The organism is Clavibacter sp. GW821-FHT01D01 (genome assembly GCF_059422605.1).
Map to the genome: position 1 here is coordinate 1 of NZ_JBWKXC010000021.1, position 17,698 is coordinate 17,698.

At 76.3% G+C, this 17,698-nt stretch carries 19 protein-coding genes; 8 read left to right on the top strand and 11 right to left on the bottom strand.

What is annotated here, in order from left to right; genetic code table 11:
- Positions 1-111: 111 nt before the first annotated feature.
- The 4 genes from AC07VC_RS16035 to AC07VC_RS16050 all read right to left on the bottom strand — a co-directional run bounded on the left by AC07VC_RS16035 (position 112) and on the right by AC07VC_RS16050 (position 4,172).
- Positions 112-378 (bottom strand): hypothetical protein, encoded by a 267-nt coding sequence (locus AC07VC_RS16035; protein WP_494676338.1) that lies wholly within the window; start codon positions 376-378, stop codon positions 112-114.
- Between the two features lie 97 nt (positions 379-475).
- Entirely contained in the window at positions 476-2,089 is a 1,614-nt protein-coding gene (locus AC07VC_RS16040) for a molybdopterin-dependent oxidoreductase (protein ID WP_494676339.1), read from the bottom strand.
- Positions 2,086-3,348 carry a sensor histidine kinase gene (locus AC07VC_RS16045; protein ID WP_317231118.1) on the bottom strand — a complete coding sequence of 421 codons (1,263 nt, stop codon included), beginning with the start codon at positions 3,346-3,348 and terminating at the stop codon, positions 2,086-2,088. Before AC07VC_RS16045 ends, AC07VC_RS16040 begins: the two co-directional genes overlap by 4 nt.
- Positions 3,345-4,172: a response regulator transcription factor gene (locus tag AC07VC_RS16050; protein ID WP_494676340.1), complete on the bottom strand. Its 828-nt coding sequence runs from the start codon at positions 4,170-4,172 to the stop codon at positions 3,345-3,347. The genes AC07VC_RS16045 and AC07VC_RS16050 overlap by 4 nt, the downstream gene beginning before the upstream one ends.
- Before the next feature lie 193 nt (positions 4,173-4,365).
- On the opposite strand from AC07VC_RS16050, the gene AC07VC_RS16055 reads away from it, so the two are divergent.
- Genes AC07VC_RS16055 through AC07VC_RS16065 form a run of 3 tightly spaced genes read left to right on the top strand, consistent with a single transcriptional unit; the run spans position 4,366 to position 6,448 of the window.
- Positions 4,366-5,073: a glycosyltransferase family 2 protein gene (locus AC07VC_RS16055; protein WP_494676341.1), complete on the top strand. Its 708-nt coding sequence runs from the start codon at positions 4,366-4,368 to the stop codon at positions 5,071-5,073.
- Entirely contained in the window at positions 5,070-5,753 is a 684-nt protein-coding gene (locus AC07VC_RS16060; RefSeq protein ID WP_494676342.1) for a TIGR04282 family arsenosugar biosynthesis glycosyltransferase, read from the top strand. Before AC07VC_RS16055 ends, AC07VC_RS16060 begins: the two co-directional genes overlap by 4 nt.
- Positions 5,750-6,448 carry a class I SAM-dependent methyltransferase gene (locus AC07VC_RS16065; RefSeq protein ID WP_494676343.1) on the top strand — a complete coding sequence of 233 codons (699 nt, stop codon included), beginning with the start codon at positions 5,750-5,752 and terminating at the stop codon, positions 6,446-6,448. The genes AC07VC_RS16060 and AC07VC_RS16065 overlap by 4 nt, the downstream gene beginning before the upstream one ends.
- Here AC07VC_RS16065 and AC07VC_RS16070 read toward each other — a convergent pair.
- A complete protein-coding gene (locus AC07VC_RS16070) occupies positions 6,397-6,888 on the bottom strand; it encodes a hypothetical protein (RefSeq protein ID WP_494676344.1) in 492 nt (163 codons plus the stop codon). The genes AC07VC_RS16065 and AC07VC_RS16070 overlap by 52 nt on opposite strands.
- On the bottom strand, positions 6,888-8,078 hold the full coding sequence (locus AC07VC_RS16075) for a molybdopterin-dependent oxidoreductase (protein ID WP_494724488.1): 1,191 nt from the start codon (positions 8,076-8,078) through the stop codon (positions 6,888-6,890). The genes AC07VC_RS16070 and AC07VC_RS16075 overlap by 1 nt, the downstream gene beginning before the upstream one ends.
- A 138-nt stretch (positions 8,079-8,216) precedes the next feature.
- Here AC07VC_RS16075 and AC07VC_RS16080 point away from each other — a divergent pair, with 138 nt between their 5' ends.
- Positions 8,217-9,677, top strand: a complete 1,461-nt coding sequence (locus AC07VC_RS16080; protein WP_494676346.1) for a glycosyltransferase family 87 protein — start codon at positions 8,217-8,219, stop codon at positions 9,675-9,677.
- A 1-nt stretch (position 9,678) separates the two neighbouring features.
- On the opposite strand, the gene AC07VC_RS16085 is transcribed toward AC07VC_RS16080, so the two are convergent.
- Genes AC07VC_RS16085 through AC07VC_RS16100 form a run of 4 tightly spaced genes read right to left on the bottom strand, consistent with a single transcriptional unit; the run spans position 9,679 to position 12,989 of the window.
- On the bottom strand, positions 9,679-10,866 hold the full coding sequence (locus AC07VC_RS16085; protein ID WP_494676347.1) for an ABC transporter ATP-binding protein: 1,188 nt from the start codon (positions 10,864-10,866) through the stop codon (positions 9,679-9,681).
- Positions 10,863-11,675 (bottom strand): ABC transporter permease, encoded by an 813-nt coding sequence (locus AC07VC_RS16090; protein WP_494676348.1) that lies wholly within the window; start codon positions 11,673-11,675, stop codon positions 10,863-10,865. The genes AC07VC_RS16085 and AC07VC_RS16090 overlap by 4 nt, the downstream gene beginning before the upstream one ends.
- Positions 11,665-12,480 carry a molybdate ABC transporter substrate-binding protein gene (modA, locus tag AC07VC_RS16095; RefSeq protein ID WP_494676349.1) on the bottom strand — a complete coding sequence of 272 codons (816 nt, stop codon included), beginning with the start codon at positions 12,478-12,480 and terminating at the stop codon, positions 11,665-11,667. The genes AC07VC_RS16090 and modA overlap by 11 nt, the downstream gene beginning before the upstream one ends.
- Positions 12,477-12,989 (bottom strand): TOBE domain-containing protein, encoded by a 513-nt coding sequence (locus tag AC07VC_RS16100; protein WP_317230831.1) that lies wholly within the window; start codon positions 12,987-12,989, stop codon positions 12,477-12,479. The genes modA and AC07VC_RS16100 overlap by 4 nt, the downstream gene beginning before the upstream one ends.
- Before the next feature lie 93 nt (positions 12,990-13,082).
- On the opposite strand from AC07VC_RS16100, the gene moaA reads away from it, so the two are divergent.
- Together moaA and AC07VC_RS16110 are read left to right on the top strand one after the other, a co-directional pair.
- Entirely contained in the window at positions 13,083-14,168 is a 1,086-nt protein-coding gene (gene moaA / locus AC07VC_RS16105; RefSeq protein WP_494676350.1) for a GTP 3',8-cyclase MoaA, read from the top strand.
- A gap of 1 nt (position 14,169) precedes the next feature.
- Positions 14,170-14,436: a MoaD/ThiS family protein gene (locus AC07VC_RS16110; protein ID WP_494676351.1), complete on the top strand. Its 267-nt coding sequence runs from the start codon at positions 14,170-14,172 to the stop codon at positions 14,434-14,436.
- Here the strand turns inward: AC07VC_RS16110 and AC07VC_RS16115 are convergent, their stop codons facing one another.
- Positions 14,437-15,426: a hypothetical protein gene (locus AC07VC_RS16115; RefSeq protein ID WP_494676352.1), complete on the bottom strand. Its 990-nt coding sequence runs from the start codon at positions 15,424-15,426 to the stop codon at positions 14,437-14,439.
- Between the two features lie 175 nt (positions 15,427-15,601).
- Between AC07VC_RS16115 and AC07VC_RS16120 the strand changes: the two genes are divergently transcribed.
- Positions 15,602-16,489 carry a siderophore-interacting protein gene (locus AC07VC_RS16120; RefSeq protein ID WP_494676353.1) on the top strand — a complete coding sequence of 296 codons (888 nt, stop codon included), beginning with the start codon at positions 15,602-15,604 and terminating at the stop codon, positions 16,487-16,489.
- A gap of 70 nt (positions 16,490-16,559) precedes the next feature.
- Positions 16,560-17,555, top strand: coding sequence for an ABC transporter substrate-binding protein (locus AC07VC_RS16125; RefSeq protein ID WP_494676354.1), 996 nt, complete (start codon positions 16,560-16,562; stop codon positions 17,553-17,555).
- Positions 17,556-17,698 lie beyond the last annotated feature (143 nt).

Below are 17,698 nucleotides of genomic sequence, written 5' to 3' on the forward strand. Positions count from 1 at the left end.
CCCCCCACCCCCCCCCCCCCCCCCGACACGACGACGGCCCCCGCTCCTGCGGGGGCCGTCGTCGTGTCGTCGAGGCGTGTCGTCCGGGGCGGGCGGGTCCCGCCGGGCGGGTCAGCGGATCGCGGCGCCCGTGTCCAGGTCGTCGCCGGCCTCGAGGTCGGGGCCGTCCGACTGCGTGATGTCGATGCCCAGCCCGCCGTCCTCCGCGTCGTCGTCGTCGGCGGCCGCCGCGTCGTCCTCGTCGAGCGGCACGACGCGCTCCGCGTCGACGGACTCCTCGGCGTCGCGGTCGTCGGTGCCGACGAGCTCCTCCACGTCGACGCCCGTGTCGTCCAGGTCGCGGTCGGCGGGGTCGCGCGGGTTCTCGATGTCGCTCACGGTGCTCTCCTCTGCGGGTCGGTGCGGCGCGGTGGCGCCGTCCCTCGACGCTACGCGCTCGGGCTCCGCGCGTCCCGGGAGGGCCGCCGGGCGGGGATCAGGCGACGGTGACCGAGATCCCGTGCCAGCCGGTCGCGCCGTCGGGCGCGGGCGGCGCCTCGTCCGAGGTCTGGGTGGCGCCCGTGGTGTCGGTCGCGCGCACCTCGAGCCGGTGGGATCCGCTCGTCGCGTCCCACGCGTACGACCACTGCCGCCAGGTGTCGGCGCCCACGCCCTCGCCCAGCGTCGCCTCGACCCAGTCGCCCTCGTCGACGCGCACCTCCACGCGCGCGATCCCGGTGTGCTGCGCCCACGCCATGCCCGCGACGGCCACCCGGCCCGCGTCCACGCGCACGCCCGCGCGCGGGGTGTCGATGCGCGAGCCGGTCTTGATCGGGCCGCGCTCCGTCCAGCCGCGGGTCGACCAGTAGGCGACGTCCTCGGCGAAGGTCGTCACCTTGAGCTCGGTGACCCACTTCGTCGCGGACACGTAGCCGTAGAGGCCGGGCACCACCATGCGCACGGGGAAGCCGTGCTGCTGCGGCAGCGGCTCGCCGTTCATGCCCACCGCGAGGATCGATGCCCGGTCGGGGTCGGTGAGCGCCTCCAGGGGCGTGCTCGCCGTCCAGCCGTCCTGGCTGGTGGACAGCACCATGTCGGCACCGGCGCGGGGCCGGGCGCGCTCGAGCAGCAGCCGGATGGGGTAGCCGAGCCACAGGGCGTTGCCGATCAGGTCGCCGCCGACCTCGTTCGACACGCACGTGAGCGTGGTCACGTGCTCCTCGAGGGGCAGCGCCAGGAGCTCGGCGAAGGTGATCTCCACCTCCTCCTCCACCATCCCGGTGATGCGGAGGCGCCACGACGCCGCGTCGACGGAGGGCACCTGCAGGGCCGTGTCGATGCGGTAGAAGTCCGAGGCGGGCGTGACGAAGGGCGCGAGGCCGGGGATCCCGAGCTCGGCGGAGGGGGGGATCGCGGCGGCGGGCGTCGCCGCGCGCGGCAGCACGAGGGTGCGGCGGAAGTCGTCCACGCGGGCGGCGGCGGCGTTGAGACCGCGGGCGACGGATCCGGCGACGACGGAGGCGACGCCCGCCACGACCGTCATCACGAGGAAGGTGCGGCGCTCGACGCGCGCGCCGCCGGTGAGGGGCGCGCGAGCGGCCGGGCGGGCGATCGCGCGCACGGGCTCCGCGGCCTGCGCGGCGACGGACGCGGAGCGGTCGGCGGCGTCGCGCCAGTCGCGCAGCCGGTCCGCGCCGCGATGCAGGATGAAGACGCCCGCGAGCATGCCGAGGACCGTGGGGATCGCCGCGGCGCCCGTGGCACCGGCCCGCGTGGTGGCCGCCAGCACCGCGATGCCGGCGAAGAGCGCCAGCACGACGATGCCGAGGGGCGGGCGGCGCACCTGCAGGATGCCGGCGAGCGCGGCCGCGGCGAGCACCACGACGCCGAGCACGACGAGGAGCGCGACCTTGTCGCCCGTGCCGAACAGCGCGATGACGGCGTCCTTGACGCCCGCGGGCACCAGGTCGATGACGAGCGCGCCGACCGCGAGCACCGGGCTCGCCGCGGGCGCGACGAACGCGGCCGCGATCTCCGCGACGGCGAGCACGCACAGCGCCGCGACGACCCCCAGGAACGCGGACCAGGCGGCGAGGGCCGCACGGGTCACGCCGGGACCGGCTTGCTGTACGGGAGGATCACGTCGAAGCGGCAGCCGCCGTCGACGTTCTGGACGGTCACGTCGCCGTCGTGCGCGCGCACGATGCCGCGGACGATCGCGAGGCCGAGGCCGGCGCCGCCACCGCCGGACGCGTAGCCGCCGTCGTGGGTGGACTCGGCCTGCGCCGCGGGGTCCGGTTCCGCGGTCTCGGCCGCTGGCGCCGGGAAGTCGGGCCCGAGGGCCGCCCTCTGCGCGGCGCTGCCCGCGTACGCGCGCGGCGTGCGGGATCCGGTCGAGCGCCAGCCGGCGTCGAACACGCGTGGGAGGTCGACCTCGGGGATGCCGCCCGCGGTGTCCTCGACCGACAGGACCGCGAGGTTGCCGGAGTCGCGGTGCGCCGAGATGACGATGCGGCCGCCCGGGAGCGACTGCTGGATGGCGTTCATCACGAGGTTGCCGACGACGCGCGAGAGCTCCCGCGGGTCGCCCTGCACCACGAGGTCGTCGTGCGCGGTGACGCCGCGGAGGTCGACCTGGCGCGCCTGCGCGACCGGTCCGAGCTCGGCGACCGTGTCGCTCACGACGTCGTAGAGGGAGACGCGCTCGACGGCGAGCTCGAGGCTGCCCGAGTTGATGCGGGACAGCTCGAAGAGGTCGTCGACCATGCCGTTGAGGCGGTTCGCCTGCACGCGGATCTGCCGGAAGTAGCGGTGCTCGTCGTCGACCATGCCGTCCTCGAGGGACTCGGCCATGGCGCGGATGCCGGCCAGCGGCGTGCGGAGGTCGTGCGACATCCAGGCGATGAGCTCGCGGCGGCTGCGCTCCTGCGCCTCCATCCGGTCGCGCGCGTCCGCGAGGCGGCGGTTCGCGGCGCTGAGCTCGCGGGCGAGCTGCGCGAACTCCGTGCTGGTGGGGCGGTTCGGCTCGACGGCGGCCTCCTCGCCCATGGACGCGGCGTAGCGGCCGAGCTCCCGGCTGCCGCGCACCAGGGTCATGCCGAGCATCGCGGCCATGACGAGCGAGACGAGCGCGGAGACGGCGGCGACGGAGAGGAACGCGGCGAGGCCGGCGTCGTCCACGAGCATGCCCGCGGTGACCGCGACCATGCCGCCGACGACCGAGAGCACCGCGGCGAGCGCGACGACGCAGATCTGCAGCACGAGCGACCGGCGGCGGAGGAGCCGGAGCAGGACGCTGGCGCCGAGGCCCACGACGGCGGCGCAGACGAGCGCCGTGAGCACGACGATGAGGAAGGAGTCCGCGTTCACGCGTCGCCCCCGGCGGGGGCGTCGGGGGCGTCGGGCGCGACGGGCGTCGCGGCGTCCGGGTCGAAGCGGTAGCCCACGCCCCACACGGTCCCGAGGAGCACGGGGTGCGCGGGATCCGCCTCGATCTTCTCCCGCAGCCGCCGCACGTGCACGGTGACGGTGCTGAGGTCGCCGATCTCCCAGCCCCACACCTGGCGGAGCAGGTCGTCGCGGCCGAACACGCGGCGCGGGTTCCGCAGGAGGAAGGCCAGCAGGTCGAACTCGCGCGACGTGAGCGACAGCATGGAGCCGGCCTGGTGGATCTCGCGCGCACCGAGGTCGAGCACGAACGGGCCGGCGACGAACGCGGGCTCCGGGACGTCCTCGAGGACGGTGCGGCGGAGCACGGCGCGCACGCGGAGCACCAGCTCGCGGGGGGAGAAGGGCTTCGCGAGGTAGTCGTCGGCGCCGGCGTCGAGGCCGTTGACGCGGTCCTCGCCCTGGCCGAGCGCGGTGAGCATCACGACGGGGACGGGCGACTCGGGGTGCTCCGCCCGGATCCGACGGCACACCTCGAGCCCGTCGAGGCCCGGCAGCATCCGGTCGAGCACGACGAGGTCGGGCATCCGCTCGGTGGCGACGCGCACGGCCTCGAGGCCGTCGGCGACCGTCTCCACGTGGAAGCCGGAGGCCTTGAGGTAGCGGCACACGACCTCGTTGACGGTGGGGTCGTCCTCGACGACGAGGATGCGGCGGCCGCGCAGGGGGTCCGGTCGCGAGGGATCGGACCGGGAGGGGTCGGGGCGGCCGCCATCGGCGCGCGCGGTATCGGATGCGGGGCTCACCCGGCCAGACTATGCGCCGGTCCCTGGGCGCAGCCGGGCGGTGTCCGGCTTGCGAGCGAGCCGTCACCCCTCGCCGACGCCCGGCCCGCGCGGCGCCTCGGCCCCGCGGCGGCTCGCCCAGGCGCGGGCTCGCTCCGGTGCCGCCTCGCGGCCGGCGGCGGCTCGCCCAGGCGCGGCCTCCTAGGCTCACGGCATGACGCAAGCGCTCGTGGACGTGGTCCTCCCCTGCCTGGACGAGGAGGAGGCCCTGCCCTGGGTGCTGTCGCGCCTGCCGGAGGGGTACCGCGCCATCGTCGTCGACAACGGCTCGACCGACCGCTCCGCCGAGGTCGCGCGGGAGCATGGCGCGCTCGTGGTGGCCGAGTCCCGCCGCGGGTTCGGCGCCGCCGCGCACGCGGGCCTCGAGGCCGCGACCGCCCCGCTCGTCGCGTTCTGCGACGCCGACGCGTCGATGGACCCGGCCCTCCTCCCCCGCGTCGTCGACCCGGTCCGGCACGGCGAGCGCGACCTCGTGCTCGGCCGCCGCGTGCCCTCGGCGCGCGGCGCGTGGCCGCTGCACGCGCGCATCGCGAACCTGGAGCTCGCCCGCCGGCTCCGGCGGATCACGGGGGTCCCGCTCCACGACCTCGGCCCGATGCGCTGCGGCCGGCGCACCGAGCTGCTGGGCCTCGGCATCCTCGACCGGCGCAGCGGCTATCCGCTGGAGATGCTCCTGCGGGCGTCCGCGGCCGGGTGGAGCATCCTGGAGGTGGACATGCCGTACGCACCGCGCGTGGGGCGGTCCAAGGTCACCGGCACCGTGCGCGGGACCGTCACGGCCGTCCGCGACATGTCGCGCGTGCTGGCCGAGGCGCGCGCCGCGGCCGCGGGTACGGGCCGCGCACCGGGAGGATCCGCATGACCGCCGTCGTCGTCATCGCCAAGGAGTGCATCCCGGGGCGCGTGAAGACGCGCCTGCACCCGCCGTTCACGCTCGAGGAGGCGGCGGAGCTCGCCTCCGCGGCCCTCGCCGACACGCTCGCCGCGGTCGACGACGCCGCCCCCGCGCGGCGCGTGCTCCTCTTCGACGGCACGACGCCGCCCGGGGAGGCGGCCGGGTACGACGTGATCCCGCAGGTCGCGGGCGACCTCGACGAGCGCCTCGCCGCCATGTTCGACGCGCTCGACGGCCCCGTCCTCCTCGTCGGGATGGACACGCCCCAGCTGACCGCGGCGCTGCTGCGCCCCGTCCTCGACTCCTGGGCCGACGGCGCGCAGGGCCCCGACGCGTGGTTCGGCCCGGCGAACGACGGCGGCTTCTGGGCGCTCGGGCTCCGGGACCCCGACGGCGCGCTGGTGCGCGGCGTCCCCATGTCCCGGGACGACACCGGCGCGGTGCAGCTGTCCCGCCTGATCGACGCCGGGCTCGACGTCGCGATGCTCCCCGAGCTCACCGACGTGGACACGGTCGACGACGCGCGGGAGGCCGCCGCGGCCGCGCCCGCCCATCGCTTCGCCGCCACGCTCCGAATCCTCATGACCGACGCGGCGACCCGCGCCGACACCACCGCACCCGCATCACCCCTGGGGGACCCCGCATGAGCCTGGCCGTCGACCATCCCGAGGACCGCGCCGACGCGCGCGCCCGGACCTTCGGATCCGGAGGCGGCGAGCCGTACGCTCGCGCCCTGCGGGACTCCGGGGAGGTCCTGTTCCTCTCCCTCGCGGCCGACGACGACAGCGCCGAGGTCATCGACATCAGCCGCTGGAGCGCGGACGCGGACGAGGTCGACATGAGCCTCCTCGCCGACGCCGCGGGACCCGTCCTCGACATCGGCTGCGGCCCGGGCCGCATGGTCCGCGCGGCGATGGACGCGGGGCTCGGCGCGCTCGGGATCGACGTCTCCCCCACCGTGGTCGAGATGGCGGCGGGCCAGGGCCTCCCGGTCCTGCACCGCTCCGTCTTCGAGCGGCTACCGCGCGAGGGCGGCTGGGGCATGCTCCTGCTCCTCGACGGCAACATCGGCATCGGCGGCGACGCGGCCGCGCTCCTCGCCCGCTGCGGCGAGCTGCTCGACGACTCCGGCGCGCTCGTGGTGGAGACCCACCCGGATCCCGCCCGCGACCGCACCTTCGAGTGCACGGTCGAGGACGGCCAGGGGAACGCGAGCGACCCGTTCCCGTGGGCCCAGGTCGGCCGCGACGCGGTCGCGCGCATGGCCGCGGACGCGGGCCTCGGCCTCGCTCAGTGCTGGGAGGTCGAGGGCCGGTCCTTCTGCCGCCTCGTGCGCGCGTAGAGCGCCGCGACCACGGCCGTCGCCACCGCGGTGGCGACCCACATGAGCACGAGGCGCGGCGCGTAGTCGGCGATGAGGATCGTCGGGTTGCCGTTGCCGATGGCCCGCGCGCGGATCTCCGGCACGACGACCAGGGTCATGACGGCCATCACGACCACACCGGCCTGCACGATGACCAGCGCCCCCGCGGGCAGCCGGCGGCCGGCCTTCCGCAGCAGGAGGCCAGCGGCGAAGACGACGGGCGACAGGATCGCGTCGTGCACGACGATCGCGAGCAGCAGGAACACGGCGACGCCGACGACCTGGTCGGTGCGCTGCGTGTCGAGCAGCGTGAGCACGCCGCCCGCCAGGCCGACCACGCCGATCGCGATGAGCACCGCGCGGGCCGCGAGCATGCCGCGCCCGCCGCGGTCCGCGGGCGTCCGGGGGCTGCCGGTCATCACATCACCTCCAGGGTGGAGAGCCACTTGGTCTGCAGCACGCCGGGGCGTCCGGGCGCGATCATGCGCGCGGGGTAGCCGTGCTGGATGTCGAGGGGCGCGCCGTCGAGCTCCAGCGCCACGAGGGTGAGCGGGTCGCGGACGTACTCCGGTCCCATCTCGGTGCGCCGGAACCCGCCGCGCTGCTCGAGGCTCGTGACCCGCAGGCGCGCGCCGGGGTCGGCCCCGACCGCGTCCATGAGGTCCCGGAGGCGGACGCCCCGCCATACGGCCGACTGGCTCCAGCCCTCGACGCAGGCGATGGGGAGCGTGGCGGTCACGAGCTCCATGCCGCGGAGGTCCTCCATGGTGAACGCGCGCGAGGTGGATCCGGCGGAGACCGTGAGCGTCCAGGCGGGATCCATCGCGGACCCCGTGACGCCGGCGGCCTCGGCCGTGCGGTTGACGGGCAGGCCCTGGGGGCCGGTGCCCATGACGCGCGGGCCGAAGGCGTTGAACGGGGCGAGGACGCGGAAGGACTGGCCCGCGGTGAGCCCGACGACCGCGGCCACGGACGCGCCGACCGCCACGAGGAAGCCGCGCCGCGCGACCGGGGCCGGCGTGACGGGGGTGTCGTCGATCCAGGCGAGCACGCGGCCCGTGACGCCGCGCGCCGGGCGGGCGGCACCTCCGCCGTCGCCGTCACGGCCGACCGCGGGAGCGTCCTCCGCCGCGACGATGAGCGACTCGTCCGCCTGCCCGCGCCGCCAGTGCCGGGCGATGGCGGGCAGCTTCACCCCGATGTGGATCGCGAGCGACCCGACGACCACGAAGGCCAGCGCCCAGTGCGTCTGCCGGAAGTAGAACGGGAACGGCACCCACTGGAAGGTGTTGAGGAGGCCGATCGTCACCTCGAGGAGGGAGGCGCCGACGAAGACGGCGATGGAGGCGCGCTCGAGGAACGAGACGACCCCGGTGACCGGCGGGTAGGTCAGCAGCTCGGGGAAGACGATCCAGAGCTTCGCGAGCAGCAGCGGCACGCAGGCGATGCCCGCGGTGATGTGGATGCCCTGGGTCACGCGGTAGAGCGACACCGGCGCCGTGGGGAACCGCATCCACGGGAGCGGCTCCTGCAGGTAGTGGCTGTAGAGGCCCGTCGCGAAGCAGACGAGGAAGGCGAGGCCGAGCAGCCGGCCGATGACGACGGCCATCCGTGTCGTCCGCGCGGGCGACGCGAGCCGCCGCTGCGCCTCGTGCATCAGCGTCCGCACGGGGACCTCCGGGTGTCGCGGGGACGTCGTCCCGGGGCGGACCGGCGGACGCTCGGGCCGCGGCCGACACAATGGGGTGTGCGCACCGCCCTCACCGCCTTCGTCCTGCTCGTCATGGCCGCGCTCACCGGATGGTCGGTGGTCGCGTTCGATCTGTTCGGGGAGGCCGACGACGAGGCGTTCTTCCGCCGCGAGGGTGCCGCGCCGTTCTTCTGGCTCGTCGTCGTGCTCTGGGTGGTGTTCGGAGCCGCCGTCCTCCTGGTGCGGAGACTGCCGGCCCGATCCGCCGCTGCGCTCATCATCCTCGGATCCGTGGTCGTCGGCGGCGCCGCGATGGCCGGGCCCCCGAACACCAGCACCGACTCCGCCCGCTACGCCTGGGACGGCATCGTCCAGGGCACGGGCGAGTCGCCCTACCGGTACACGCCCGCCGACCCGGAGCTCCGCGACCTCCGGCCCGCGTGGCTCTTCCCGGACACGGTGGCGCGCGCCGACGGGTCCGCCACCTGCGAGGGCACGCGGATCCAGGGCCTCCGCGAGGCCGGGACCGGCGTGCCGATGTGCACCGCGCTCAACCGCCCGCAGGTGCCCACCATCTACCCGCCCATGGCGGAGCTGTTCTTCGCGGGCGTGCGCGCCGTCGTGCCCGTGACGGTCGAGTACGGGGCGTTCCAGGCGGCCGGGCTCCTGATGATGACGGCCGTGACCCTGCTCCTCCTGCGCGCCCTGCGGCGGCGCGGCCTGCCGGTGTGGTGGGCGGCGCTCTGGGCGTGGTGCCCGCTCGTGGCGAGCGAGGTGGTCACGAACTCGCACGTGGACGCGCTCGGCGCCCTGCTCGCCCTGGCCGCGTCGCTGCTCGTCGCGGGCGGCATGCGCTGGCGCGGCGGCATCGCGCTCGGCGCCGCCATCGCCACGAAGCTCATCCCGGTCATCGCGGCCCCCGCGCTGCTCCGCCGGCAGCCGTGGAAGGTCATCACCGCGGCCGTCGTGACCTTCGCGCTCCTGTACGTGCCCTACGTGCTGAGCACGGGCCTCGCGGTGCTCGGGTACCTGCCGGGCTACCTGCAGGAGGAGGGCTACGAGGCCGGCGGGCGCTTCCCGCTGGTCGAGCTCGTCGTGCCGGGGCGGTTCGGCCTCGTCGCCGTGGCGCTCATCCTGGCCGTGACGGCGGCCCTCGTCTGGTGGCGGACGGACCCGGCGGACCCGTGGGTCGGGCAGGTCGTGATGATCGGCGTCACCCTGCTCGCGGTCAGCCCGCGGTACTCCTGGTACGCGCTGCTGCTGATCCCGTTCATCGCGATGACGGGCCGCGGGGAGTGGTTCGCGGTGGTCGGCGCGCTCGCGCTCCGGCTGTTCGCGCCCGACCTGTGGGCGTGGCAGATCGCGCTCGCGACCGCGCTCGTGGTCGTCGTGGTCGCGTCGCTCGTGCGCCTCGGGCCGGACGGCCGTCGCCGCCTCGTGCGCGCCCCGCTGCGGCGACGACCGGGCGGCGACCGGGTGGCCGTCGAGCGGCCGGGGGCCGGTCCGGGCGCGGGCTGACTCAGTCCCCGCGCGGGATGCGGACGACCAGGCGCTCGCCCGCGGCCGGGCGGAGCTCCGCGAACGCCGCCGCGTCGAGCTCCGCGGTGACCTCCGCGCCGGGGTCGAGGACGAGTCCGTCGCCCGCGGCGGCCGCGCCCTCGGGCCGGTGCACGTCGAGGCGGAGGGCGACCCGGATCCGGCCGGCCGCGCCCTCGATCCGGCGGACCGTGCCGGACGCCGTGACGCCGCGCGGGTCGGCGTCGGGGCAAGCGCGGGCTCCGGCGCCCACGTCCTCGCGCGCCAGCCGCACGTCGGCGGGCGCCGCGACGAACACGACCGGCCGGCCCGCGGCGTCCCGCCCCGTCACACGCACCATGCCCACGAGCCGCGCGACGTAGGCGGTCGCGGGGCGCGCGGCGACCTCGGCGGGGACGCCCTCCTGCACGACGCGGCCGCCCTCGAGCACGTGGATCCGGTCGGCGAGGGCGAGCGCGTCGACCGGGTCGTGCGTCACGAGCACGGCGGCGCCGCCGAAGCGCCGCAGCTCGTCGGCGAGGAGGTCGCGCACGTCGAGCCGCGTGCCCGCATCGAGCGCCGCCATCGGCTCGTCGAGGAGGAGCAGCGGCGGCTCGAGCACGAGGGCGCGGGCGAGCGCGACCCGCTGGGACTGCCCGCCGGAGAGGGCCGCGGGCTTGCGGTCGGCGAGGTGCCCGATCCCGAGGCGGTCGAGGAGCGCGCGCGCCCGGTCCTCCGCCTCGGCCCGGGCGACGCCGTGCGCGCGCGGACCGAAGGCGACGTTCGCGAGCGCCGGGAGGTGGGGGAAGAGCAGGTGGTCGGGGAACACCACGCCGATCCCGCGGCGCTCGACGGGGATCCGGACGGCCGGCTCCCCGCCCTCCCCGTCCCCCGTGCGCTCCAGCACGCGGCCGTCGAGGGCGAGCCGTCCGGCGTCGAGGGGCACGAGCCCGGCGAGCGCCCGGAGGAGCGTGGACTTGCCGGCGCCGTTCGGGCCGACGACCGCGGCGGTGGACCCGGCGGGGACGCGCAGCTCGACGTCGAGGCGGAAGGCGGGGCGCGCCACGACCACGCGCGCGGCCAGCCCCGGAGCGGCCAGCCCCGCCGCGGCGGGACCCGGCACGGCGGGACCCGGCACGGCGCGGCCCGGCACGGCACGGCCTGGCACGTCCGCGGCCGCTCCCCCGGTCACGCGTGCACCCCCGACGTCCACCGGTCGCGGAGGCTCACGAGCACGACGACCGACACGGCGAGCAGCACGAGGCTGAGGACGACGGCGGCGTCCGGATCCGTCTGCAGCGCCAGGTACGCCGACAGCGGGATGGTCTGCGTGACGCCCGGGAAGCTGCCGGCGAAGGTGAGCGTCGCCCCGAACTCGCCCAGCGCCCGCGCGAAGCAGAGCACGGCCCCGGCCCCGATCCCCGGTGCGACGAGCGGCAGGGTGATGCGGCGGAGCACGGTCCAGCGGCTCGCGCCGAGGGTCGCGGCGGCGTCCTCGTAGCGGCGGTCGGCGCCGCGCAGCGCCCCCTCCACGGCGAGCACGAGGAACGGCATGGCCACGAACGTCTCCGCGATCACCACGGCCGGCGTCGTGAACGGGATGGTGATGCCGGTGAGCGCCTCGAGCGGTCCGCCCACGAGGCCGCGACGGCCGAGCAGGAGCAGCAGCGCCACCCCGCCGATCACGGGCGGCAGCACGAGCGGCACGGTCACGAGCGCGCGCAGCACCCGCTGCACGACGGGCGGGCGGCCCGCCGAGCGCGACAGCACGAACGCGAGCGGCACCCCGAGCAGGAGGCTGAGGGCGGTCGCGGCGAGCGCGCTGCCGAGCGAGAGGCCGAGGGCGCGGGCGATCCCGGGATCCGCGAGCCGCTCCCCGAGGGTCGCCCAGGGGGCGCGCACCACGAGGGCCGCGAGCGGCAGCACGAGGAACGCGAGGGCGGCTCCCGCGGGGATCCAGAGGAGGGCCGGCACGCGGTCGGCCCGGGCGTCACGGCGCACGGAACCCCGCGTCCGCGAACAGCGCGCGGGCCTCGTCGCCGGCCACGAAGTCGGCGAACGCGGCGGCGGCCTCCGGCGCGGCGGATCCGGCGAGCGGCGCCACGACGCAGTCGGTCGTCACGTCCTGTCCGTCGGGCAGCGGGATCCCCTGCACCCGGTCGCCCGCGGCGCGCACGTCGGTCGCGTAGACGACCGCCGCGTCCACCTCCCCGAGCTCCACGCGGGTGAGGGCGGCGCGCACGTCCTGCTCGAGCGAGTCCGGACGCGGCGTGACGCCCGCCTCCCGGAACGCCGTGGCGGCGGCGGCGCCGCACGGCACCTCGGGCGCGCAGAGGGCGAAGGCGCGGTCGGGGTCGGCGAAGTCGGCGAGGCCGGTGACGCCGCCGGGATCGCCGGGCGGCACCGCGATCTCGAGGGCGTTGCGGGCGAAGACGCGGGGGCTCCCCGCGGTCTCGCCGGCGTCCACCACCGTCTGCATGGTGGCGTTCGACGCGGAGGCGAACACGTCCGCGGGGGCACCCTGCACGATCTGCTGCGCGAGCGTCGAGCTGCCGCCGTACGAGACGGTCACGGTGACGCCCGGATGCGCCGCCTCGAACGCGCGCGCGACCTCGTCCATGCTGCCGGTGAGCGAGGCGGCGGCCTGGACCACGAGCGCGCCGGACAGGGCGCCGGGGGCGGCGGTCGCGGATCCGGGGGCGGGGACGGATCCGCCCGCCGCGCAACCCGCCGTCGTGCCGGCGACGGCGAGCGCGGCGACGGCCGCGAGGAGCCGACCCCGCCGGAGCCGGACCGTCGGCCTCACGCCCGGCCGCCCGTCAGCGCGTCGGGCGACAGCCGCTCGACGCCCACGTTCGTGGCCTTCACGGTCGCCGCGGCGGGCGCGCCGACCTCGAGCCCCAGCTCGTCGGCGGCCTCGCGGCTGATGAGCGACACCACCCGGAAGGGCCCGGCCTGGATCTCCACCTGCGCCATCACGCCGTCGCGCACCACGCGCGTGACGATGCCGGGCAGCCGGTTCCGCGCCGAGGCCAGCGGGCGGCGCGCGCCCGGCGCCGCGAGCGTCCCGTCCGCGGCGAGCTCGGTCGCGAGGTGCGCGAGCTGCACGCCGTCGACCTGGATCAGCCGCCCCTCGCCCCGCACCAGGTCGAGCCGGCCGGCGTCGGCCCAGCGGCGGAGGGTGTCGTCGCTCACGCCGAGGAGCGCCGCGGCCTCGCTCACGCGGTACCGGACGGGCTCCTGCGCTGGGGAGGCGTCGACCGGCTCCTCGGCATCCGCGGCACGCCGTCGCCCCTGGTTCCTGTCCTGCGTCATGGATCGATCCTAGGTACCGCGGACGCGGCGCGACGTCAGCGTCCCGGACGGCGCCGCGTCGGACCCGCAGCGGCGCCCGCGTAGCCTGGGCGCATGAGCACCTCGCTGGGGATGCCGGCCATGCCGCGTCCCGCCGCCGCTCCGGGACCCGCCCGGCCCGACGACCCCGCGCTCCTCGACCAGCACGGGCGCCGGGCGACGGACCTCCGCATCTCGCTCACCGACCGCTGCAACCTCCGGTGCACGTACTGCATGCCGGCCGAGGGCCTCCCCTTCACGCCGGACCGGCAGGCGCTCCAGCTCGCCGAGATCGAGCGGCTCGTGCGCATCGGCGTGCGCGACCTCGGCGTCCGCCAGGTGCGGTTCACGGGCGGCGAGCCGCTCCTCCGCCGCGACCTGCTCGAGATCATCGCCGCGTGCGCCGCGCTCCCCGACCGGCCCGAGATCTCGCTCACCACCAATGCGATCGGGCTGTCCTCCCGCGCGCAGGCGCTGAAGGACGCGGGCCTCGACCGCATCAACGTCTCCCTCGACTCCGTGCACGCCGAGACGTTCCGGCTCATCACGCGCCGGCCGTTCCTCGACCGGGTGCTCGAGGGCATCGACGCCGCGGCGGCGGCGGGGCTCACGCCCGTGAAGGTCAACGCGGTGCTCGTGCGCGGCGTCAACGACGACCAGGCGGCGGACCTCCTCGCCTGGGCGCTCGCCGGCGGCCACCAGCTGCGCTTCATCGAGCAGATGCCGCTCGACGCCGACCACGCGTGGGACCGCGCCGAGATGATCACGGCGGCCGAGATCCGGGGACGCCTCGAGGAGCGCTTCGTCCTCGTGCCCGACGAGGCCCCGCGCGACGGCGCCCCGGCCGAGCTCTGGCGGGTCCACACCCGCGAGGGCGGCGCGGCGACGGCGATGCTCGGCCGCGTCGGCGTCATCGCGAGCGTCACCGAGCCGTTCTGCGCCGACTGCCGCCGCACCCGGCTCACGGCGACGGGCGGGGTCCGCAGCTGCCTCTTCTCGCACACGGAGACCGACCTGCTCGCGCCGCTGCGCTCCGGTGCGAGCGATGCGGAGGTGGCGGACCTCTGGCGCGGCGCGATGTGGGCGAAGCCGAAGGGCCACGGAATGGACGACGCCGACTTCATCCAGCCCGCCCGCTCCATGAGCGCGATCGGCGGCTGACGTGATCGTCCCCGTAGAGCTCTTCGCCGCCGCCGCGGCCTCCCTCGGCCGCACGACCGACGCGCTCGAGCTGCCCGACGGCGCCGTCCTCGGCGACCTGATGGACGCCCTCGGCACGCGCGCCGCCCGCACCGACGACCCCGCGAACGCCGCCGCGGTGCTCGCCCGCTGCACCTACCTCGTGGAGGGCGTCGCGACCTCCGACCGCGACGCGCCCCTCACCGCCGGCAGCGCGGTGGACGTGCTGCCGCCGTTCTCGGGCGGCTGATCAGGGCGCCACGGCCTGCCACGTCACCGGGAGCGACGTCGGCGCGAGCCGCTGCAACTCGGCGAGGTACTGCTCGGTCCGCGTGCCGCCGAATCGGGGTATGACCCATGCCCCGTCGTCGTCGCGGACCTCCAGGTCGAACCAGTAGTGCGACTTGCGGGTGGGGTGCTCACGCCGGAACGCCTGCTCCACCGTCTCCCCGTCCTGCGGACGGACGGGGATCCACCGGCTCGACTCGATGTTCTCCCGGAGTGCGTCGACAGGCACTCCAGCCGCGTGCAGCGCCGTCACGAGGATCTTCACCGCACCCTGCTTGCTCGTGCCCTCGAAGGACCGGTCGCCCACACGGAGGGCGTACTTCGTGAAGTCGCGTCCCCCGGTCGCGACCAGCGCTGCCGATGCGGCGCCCTTCACCCGCTGCTGGATCTGGAAGTCGGTCGCCTCCGGCAGGGGGATGATCCGCTGGATGTCGAGGAGCGTCTCCTCGCCGAGCAGGTAGGGCACCAGCCGGTAGCAGCTGATGTCGAGACCGTATTCCTGCGTCAGCCAGAGGACCGTCGCGGTGACCTCCGTGCTGAAGTCCGCGGAGGCGAGGATCAGACGGACCCGGCTCGACAGCTCGATCAGCTCGCCCTCGTCGCTGACCCACTCCTCGAGGACGCGCTGCGACTCGTCTGCGGCGGTGCCGTGCTGGCGCGAGTGCGTGGCGATGAGGTGGTCGACGGTCATCGTCGACACCATGGCGGCATATCGGAGGGCTTGGAGCTCGACGTGGCCGCCATCCGCGGTGCGCTTGAGCTCGATGACCACGAGCTGCGCTGACCGATCGAGGGCCAGCAAGTCGATGCGGCGCTGCGATCCGGCGAAGTCCCCGTACTCCTCGGCGATGAGGAGGAGCCCGTCATCCAGGACGGAGAGGTCGTCTCGCAGGAGCCGTTGCAGATCATCCCGCTCGCGGAGCTCGAGCGCGGCGAACGTGGTCGCGCCCACCGGCTTCAGCGAATCTCCCGATATCCGATGCAGGCCCATGGGCACCCCTCTCGTCGTCGTGCGAGATCGTCCCGCCGCGTCCAGTCTGCCTGCCCGACGCGGAGGCGCCCCACCCGGGCGTCGACCTCGGCGTCGGGCATCGGAGCGTCGTGATCCGCCCCGGTACGCTCCCGGGATGCCCTCCGCCGTGCCGCACCCGTCGTACCGGCTGTTCGAGGCGCGCGTGGTGCGGACGGTGCGCGTCTCCCCGGCGTTCGTGCGCGTGACGCTCACGGGGCCGACGCTCGACCTGTTCGCGCCGTGGGGCCTCGACCAGCGGATCAAGCTGGTGCTCCCCCGGCCCGACGGCGCCGGCGGCGGGTGGGCCGGCCCCCTCGCGGGCGACGTGGACGGCCTCGCGGTCGAGGACTGGCGGCACCTCGTGGCCGGCATGCCGCCCGCCGAGCGGCACCCGCTGCGCACGTACACGCCGCGCGCGGTGCGGCCGGAGGTCGCGGAGGTCGACGTCGACCTCCTCGTCCACGAGCCGGCCGGGCCCGCGAGCGCCTGGGCCCTCGGCGCCCGTCCGGGCGCGCGGCTGCTCGTCTCGGGGCCCGACGTGCGGGCGGGCGACCGGCGCCACGGGATCCAGTGGCGGCCCGACCTGCCGCCCGCCCGCGTGCTGCTCGTGGGCGACGAGGCCGCCGTGCCCGCGATCGCCGGGATCCTGCGGACGCTCGACCCGTCCGCGCGCGGCGTGGTGCTGGTGGAGGCGGATGCGCCGGACGCCTGGCCGCCCGTCGACGCGCGGCCCGACGGCGTCGAGGTCCGGGCGGTGCGGCGGATCCCCGGGCGCCCCGCCGCCGCGCTCGGCGAGGCCCTCGCCGCCTGGGCCGCGGAGGACGCCGCGGCGGCCGTGGCCGACGGGCCGCGGTTCGCGGCGTGGATCGCCACGGAGAGCGCGGCCGTGGCCGGGCTGCGCGCCGCGGTCGTGGCGCACGGAGTCGATCCCGCGCGCGTGCAGGCGCAGGGGTACTGGCGCGCGGAGGGCCGTCGGCGTGACCCGGCGGGAGAAGTCGGTTAGGTTAGCCTCACCTATCCCAGCTCGGCGCCGGCGCTGCCGTCGAGACGCATCCCGTCGAACGAAGGCCCTCGTGATCCCTCCCCGTGCCGTCCTGCCCGCCCGCGTCCTCGCATCCGCCGCTCCCAGCGCAGGAGGGCGCGACCGCCGCCGCCGGACCGCCGCCGCGTTCGCAGCCCTCGTCGTCCTGGGCCTCGCGGCCTGCGCGCCCGCCGGCGATGCGGGCGGCGCGGCGGCCGGATCCCCCACCACCGGCACCCGCACCGTCACGGACGCCCGCGGCGAGGTCGAGGTCCCCGAGGCGCCGCAGCGCGTGGTCGTGCTGGAGCCCGTCGCCCTCGACACGAGCGTGGCGCTCGGCGTCGTCCCCGTGGGCGCGGCCGTGCTGAACGAGACCGCGGGCGTGCCCGCCTACCTCGGCGCCGACGCCGCCGCCGCCAAGGTCGTCGGGACGGTGCCCGAGCCCGGCGTCGAGCGGATCGCGGCGCTCGCGCCGGACCTCATCATCGGCACCGAGTCCCGGCATGCCGCGATCCACGACCAGCTCGCCGCCATCGCCCCGACCGTCTTCCTCGCCTCGCAGGCGGATCCGTGGCAGGACAACGTCGCCCGCGTCGGCGACGCGCTCGGCCGGGCCGACGACGCCGCCGCGCTCCTCGCCGACCACCAGACGCGCTGCGACGAGGTCGCGGCCGAGAACGAGGCCGCCGGCGCGACCGCCCAGATGATCCGCCCGCGCGACGGCCTGCTCACCCTCTACGGCCCCGACTCCTTCGCAGGCAGCACCCTCGAGTGCGCCGGGTTCACCACGCCCGAGCGCGACTGGGAGGGATCCATCTCCGTCGACCTGTCGCCCGAGAAGGTGCTCGAGGCGCGCGCCGACGAGGTCTTCGTCACCACGACGGACGTCGACGACCCGACGACGGTGCCCGCCGCCGTCACGGACAATGCCGCGTCGTTCCCGGAGCTGCACCTCGTCGACCAGTCGTACTGGATCACGGGCGTGGGGCCGCTGGGCGGGGCGAAGGTGCTCGACGACATCGAGGACGTCCTGCGCGACGCCCGTTGAGCCGCCTCCGCACGAGCCGCGCTCCCGCGGCGCCCGCGAGCGCCCCGGTCCCCCGGCCCGCCACGGTCCGGGGGCGCCGCCGTCGCGGGCGCAGTGGTGCTCCTCGGGGTGACGGACCCGGCCTCTCTCTTCTGCACATCTCC